This is a genomic window from Streptomyces sp. CC53 (assembly GCF_001865245.1).
Taxonomy (GTDB): domain Bacteria; phylum Actinomycetota; class Actinomycetes; order Streptomycetales; family Streptomycetaceae; genus Streptomyces.
This window is the reverse complement of the sequence record NZ_MKXB01000144.1, coordinates 29,471-35,027: the sequence shown is the minus strand read 5'-3', so window position 1 is coordinate 35,027 and position 5,557 is coordinate 29,471. Positions and strand designations below refer to the sequence as shown.

The window sequence follows — 5,557 nt, the reverse complement described above, 5'->3', positions numbered from 1 at the left end:
AGATGGCCGTCTCCAAGGACGAGGAGGTCCACCCCGACCGCAACCCCGTCGTCCGCCTGGTGAAGAAGATCGTGCCCACGGACCCGAGGTACCACGGCGGCCGCTTCTTCACTAGGGTCGGCGGGCGGCGGGTGGCCACGCTGCTGTTCGTGGCGCTGGTCGCCATCGAGGCCACGGACCTGGTCTTCGCCGTCGACTCCGTCGCCGCCGTCCTGGCGATCACCACCAACACGTTCCTGGTGTGGACCGCGAACGCCTTCGCCATCCTGGGCCTGCGGAGCCTGTACTTCTGCCTCGCCGGGCTGCTGCGCCGCTTCGCCTACCTGCACTACGGGCTCGCCGTGCTGCTCGCCTTCGCGGGCGTGAAGCTCATCCTGTCGGAGACCCCGGTGGGCAAGCTGCCGATCCCGCTGACGCTCGGGGTGATCGTGGTGACCATCACCGTGTCCATCGTCTGGTCCCTCCTCGCCACCCGCGGCGAGGAAGGCGACAGCGGAGGGCCGGAGGAGGAAGTCGCGAGCCAGGCCCCCGGCGCCGCCGGCGCCCGGCCGGTGCGGGACGCCGGTCCGCACCCCGGCCGGGTGCCCGACACCGCTCGCCACGACTCGCGTCGACCGTCATGAGCGCCCGGCGCCCGCCCCGGTGACCGGCACGCCAGGGCGCACCCGTACTGACCCGAGGGGGCGTCCGCCGCCGGCGCCTCCCCTGTACGGCCGTCCGCCCTCGGCCCCCGGCGCTCACGTGCCCGCGCCCGCGCCGCCGCGGGCGGCGGGCGGCGAGCGGATCGCGGCGCAGAGCCCCGAGCCCTCCCGCCGCGCCCGTGTCCCTATGGCCGCGGTGGGATCTCGCCCGAGCCGCGGGGGACCAGCACGGTGGGGAGTTCCACCCGCGCCGCCGGGCCCTGGGCGCCCTCCAGGCGGTGGAAGAGCCGCTCCGCGGCCGTGCGCCCCAACGCGGCGGCGTCCTGGGCGATCACCGTGATGCCCAGCAGATCGGCCAGCTCGATGTCGTCGAAGCCGACCAGGGCGACCGGGCGTCCCCGCGCGGCGAGCTCCCGCACGGCCGTCACGGTCACCCGGTTGTTGCCCGCGAACAGGGCCGTCACCGGGGCGGGCCCGGTCAGCATGGCCGCCACCGCCTCCCGCACCCGTGCCGGGTCGGTGGACCCGAGCGACATCCACGCGTCGTCGACGGGCAGCCCCGCGTCCTCCAGGGCCGCCCGGTAGCCGCGCAGCCGCTCCACGGCGGTGTGGATGCGCGGCTGGTCGCCGATGAAGCCGATCCTGCGGTGGCCGTGCGCGATCAGGTGGGTGACGCCCGCACGGGCCCCGCCGAAGCTGTCGGACAGCACGGTGTCGGCCTCGATGCGGCCTGCGGGCCGGTCGACGAAGACGGTGGCGATCCCGGCCCGGATCTCCGGTTCCAGGTAGCGGTGGTCCGTCCCTGCGGGGATGACGATCAGCCCGTCCACGCGGCGCGCGCACAGCGCCAGCGCGAGTTCCTGCTCCCGGCCGGGGTCCTCGGCGCTCGACCCGTTGATCAGCAGGGCGCCGTGGGCGCGCGCCACCTCCTCCACGGCCCGGCTGAGGGGCCCGTAGAACGGGTCGGCGAGGTCTTCGAGGACCAGACCGACCGACGCGGTACGGCCCTTGCGGAGCACCCGTGCGCTGTCGTTCCTGCGGAACCCCAGGGCCTCGATGGCCTCCTGGACGCGGCGCTCGGTGTCCGCGGTGACACCCGGCTCGCCGTTCACCACCCGGGACACCGTCTTGAGCCCCACGCCCGCGCGGGCGGCCACGTCCTTCATGGTGGGCCGGGTGCCGTAGCGGGCGGCGGCGGGGCCTCGGGCGGTCCTGGCGTTGTCGGCCACGGTGCGCAGTCCTGTCCTGTTCCGGTCGGCTTGCCGTACGACTCGTACGACGGTTGAGCATAGGGCCTGGACAACGTTGTCAGAAGCTTGCACACTGCACTCGGAGGCAATCCGGCCGGCAGGTCCGACGGCACGTCAGGGGCGTCGGACCCGCTGTCCGCCGTCGGGTGCGGCGGGCGCCGGGGCCGCGGGGCGTCCGGTGGTCGGGAAGCGACACGTCCCGCGCGGGTGTCGGCGCCCACGGCGTCACGTGCCCCTGCGCGTCCCCGGCAGCTGCGCAGGCCGCCACCTCCGGGCACGGCCACGTGCCACCGGGCCGCGAGACCGGCGTCCTGCCCGTCGCGCGCGGCACGAGGGCGGGCCACGACCTGCTACGACCGAACGACGACGGGGGATCCGACGGCCATGCACACCGAGACGCTGTCCCCGCACACGCGGCACCGGAGCGCCCACATCGTGGCGGCCCTGGACATCGGCGGCACCAAGATCGCCGGCGCGCTCGTGGACGGCTCCGGCCGGGTCCACGCCCGGAGCCGACGGCCCACGCCCGCACGGGAGGGAGCCGACACGGTCATGGGCGCGGTGGAGGCGGTCCTCGCCGACCTGGCCGCTTCCCCGCTGTGGCGGCACGCGGAGGCGATCGGCATCGGCAGCGCGGGCCCGGTCGACGCGTCGACCGGCACGGTCAGCCCGGTCAACGTCCCCGCCTGGCGCGGTTATCCCCTGGTCGACCGGGTCCGGGCGGCCACCGGCGGCCGTCTCCCGGTCACCCTGGTCGGCGACGGCGTGGCCATGACCGCGGCCGAGCACTGGCAGGGCGCGGCCAGGGGCCATGCCAACGCCCTGTGCCTGGTGGTCTCCACCGGCGTCGGCGGTGGTCTCGTCCTGAACGGACGCCTCCACCCCGGCCCCACTGGCAACGCCGGCCATATCGGCCACATGAGTGTCGATCTGGACGGCGACCCGTGCCCCTGCGGGAGCCGTGGCTGCCTCGAAGGGATCGCCAGCGGTCCCCACATCGCCCGGCGTGCCCTGGAGAACGGCTGGCGCCCCGGAATCGACGGCGATGCCACGGCGGCGGCCGTCGCCGCGTCCGCCCGTACCGGCGACCCCGCCGCGCGGGCCTCCTTCGACCGGGCGGCCCGTGCCCTTGCAGCGGGGATCGCCGCCACCGCGACGCTGGTCGAGGTCGACATCGCGGTCGTCGGCGGGGGAGTGGCCGGTGCGGGGGACGTGCTGTTCGCGCCGCTGCGGCGCGCCCTGCGGGACTACGCCGCGCTTTCCTTCGTCCAGGGCCTGCGGGTGGTCCCGGCGGAGACCGGCACGGACGCGGGCCTCCTGGGGGCCGCTGCGGTGGCGCGTGCGGCAACCGGTCGGCGCGCGGTGGACGGGGCGTCGGGCGGCGGGCTGGTCCGGTACTCGGCAGGGAGGTAGGAGGAGGCGGGGGGCGTGGGGTGCAGCCCGAAGCCCGCAGCCGCAGCCGCAGCCGCAGTCGGACGGCAGGCGGACGGGCGGCCGGTCGGCCGGGTGGGTGTCCGGTGGGGCGGTGGCGCGGATCGTCGTGCGGGGAGTGGTGCGCACGGCTTCCGGGCGGAGGCGGTTGACGGGGCGTCGGGCGGTCGGCGGGCCGGTCCCCGGCCGAGTGGAGGGGAAGGGCGCGGGGTGGGGCGCCGGCCAGGCGGGCGGCCGGGTGCGTACGCCCTGCCGACCGCGCGGCCGCGCGGCGGCACCCCGTTCAGGTGCCCGTGGGCCCACCCGTCCCGCGCCGCTCGTGCACCCAGGCCGCCAGCTGCGTCCTGGACGTCAGGCCCAGCTTCGCCAGGGCACGCCCGACGTGGCTCTCCGCCGTGCGGCGGGCGATGACCAGCCGGGCCGCGATCTCCTGGTTGCCCAGCCCCGCGGCGACGAGGTCCGCCACCTCCCGCTCCCGCCGCGTCAGCTCCGTCCCGGAGTACGGGCCGGCGGAGCCGGCCGCACGCGCGGTGCTGCGCGGGGACGGGGGAGGGGCGGCGGCCCGTGCCGTGCGCGCGGCCGCAGGCGACGGCGTGTCCCGTGGGACATCGTCCGGCAGCCGGGCCGACGGCTCCTCCAGGACGTAGGAGAGTGCCTCGTCGAAGTCGAGCCCCGCGCCGTGGCGGAGCATCCGTTCGAACTCTGCCGTCGGCAGCGCCCCCCGGGTCTCCCGCTCGCACCGCTCGTGCGACGCCGCCATGAAGGGTGCGGCGAACAGCGCTCCGCCGATGGCCTCCCACAGGGACCGCAGGACGCCCAACAGGCAGGCCGCCCGTCGCGTCCCGCCGTCGGACGCCGCGCTCCACGCCAGGATCTCCACGCACAGCGCGATGCCCCACAGGTCACCGAGCGGCCGCAGCAGCCGGATCGCCTGCCGCGCCAGCCCGTCGGCGGCCCCCCGGTCCCCGGTCTCCCACCGGATGAGGGACTCCGCGAAGAGCGCGTCGGCCCTGATCCACGTCTCCCCGTGGGCCGACGTGACACTCCGGCACTCCCGGCACAGCGCGAGGGCCCGGTCGGTGTGGCCGAGCATGGTGAGCACGATCGCGTGCTTGAACGTGCACTCCATGGCCCCGGCGAGGTCGCCGCCGCCCCGGTGACGGGCCGCGGCCTCCCCGAAGAGCCCCGCCGCGGCGGCCAGTTCCCCGCGGAAGGCCGCCGCCAGTGCCCGGTGGTGCAGCGCCCACGCCAGGCCCGAGGCGTCCCCGATCCGCTCGGCCTCCGCCTCGTACACGTCGATCGCGGGCACCGTCTCGGCGACCGCGCCCTGCATCAGCCCCAGGTACAGGTGGGTGCCCAAGGCCGCGACGTGCTCGGGACCCCGGCCGGGGCCCGCCTCCAGCAGCAGGGCCAGCCACCGGCGCCCCTCGTCGAGACCACCCTGGCTGATCCAGTAGTGCCGGGGCAGCGAGGCCAGGGCGAGGCCCGCGGCCGCCTCGCCCGGTGTGTGCAGGCAGAAGTCCAGGGCCGCCCGCAGGTTGGCGTGCTCGCCGTGCAGCCGGGCGAACCATCCGACCTGCCCGGGGCCGAACCAGGCGCCCTCCGCCCGCCGCGCCAGCTCCAGACAGTGGTCCCGGTGCTTCCGGCGCAGCCGGACGGCCTCGGCCGCCTCGGCGAGCCGCTCCTGCCCGTACGCCCGGACCGTCTCCAGCATGCGGAAGCGGGCCCGGCCGTCCTGCTCGTACCGGACGAGGACCGACTTCTCCACCAGGCCGTGCACCGCGTCGACCACGGCGGGCCCCGGCAGCCCCGGCCCGGCGCACACCTCTTCGGCGGCCTCCAGGTCGAAGCCGCCGACGAAGACGGACGCCCGCGCCCACAGGGTGCGTTCCCGGTCCGAGCACAGGTCGTGGCTCCAGCCCATCAGCTCCCGCAGGGTTCGCTGCCGGGGGAGGGCGGCGCGGTTGCCCCCGGTGAGCAGGGCGAACCGGTCGTCCAGCCGTTCGGTGATCTCCCGCAGGGTGAGCGTCCGCATGCGGGCGGCGGCCAGTTCGAGGGCGAGCGGCAGACCGTCCAGGCGGTGCACCAGGTCGGCGACGGCCGCGGCGTTGCCGTCGGTGACGCGGAAGCCGGGCAGGACGGCGGCGGCCCGCTGGGCGAACAGGGCGACCGCCTCGTACCGCAGCGCCTCCCCGGCGGACAGCGTTGGCGGGACCGCGGGCGCGCCGTCGCCGG

3 protein-coding genes and 1 pseudogene are annotated in these 5,557 nt (G+C 76.6%); 2 read left to right on the top strand and 2 right to left on the bottom strand.

Going from position 1 to position 5,557, the window contains the following annotated elements; all coding sequences use genetic code 11:
• Positions 1 to 623, top strand: a pseudogene (locus BJP40_RS14365) (tellurium resistance protein TerC); the annotation flags it as partial.
• 203 nt (positions 624 to 826) lie between these two features.
• Here the strand turns inward: BJP40_RS14365 and BJP40_RS14360 are convergent.
• Positions 827 to 1,807: a LacI family DNA-binding transcriptional regulator gene (locus BJP40_RS14360; RefSeq protein ID WP_071280789.1), complete on the bottom strand. Its 981-nt coding sequence runs from the start codon at positions 1,805 to 1,807 to the stop codon at positions 827 to 829.
• Between the two features lie 468 nt (positions 1,808 to 2,275).
• Between BJP40_RS14360 and BJP40_RS14355 the strand changes: the two genes are divergently transcribed.
• Complete coding sequence (locus BJP40_RS14355) at positions 2,276 to 3,304, top strand: ROK family protein (RefSeq protein WP_071280699.1); 1,029 nt, start codon at positions 2,276 to 2,278, stop codon at positions 3,302 to 3,304.
• Positions 3,305 to 3,605: 301 nt separating this feature from the next.
• Here the strand turns inward: BJP40_RS14355 and BJP40_RS14350 are convergent.
• A partial coding sequence (locus BJP40_RS14350) for a LuxR C-terminal-related transcriptional regulator (RefSeq protein WP_107416775.1) occupies positions 3,606 to 5,557 on the bottom strand: 1,952 nt, incomplete at its 5' end.

Coding starts and splice junctions, on each gene's coding strand:
- BJP40_RS14360 (WP_071280789.1), bottom strand. CDS start 1,807: ATGAAGGACGTGGCCGCCCGCGCGGGCGTGGGGCTCAAGACGGTGTCC.
- BJP40_RS14355 (WP_071280699.1), top strand. CDS start 2,276: ATGCACACCGAGACGCTGTCCCCGCACACGCGGCACCGGAGCGCCCAC.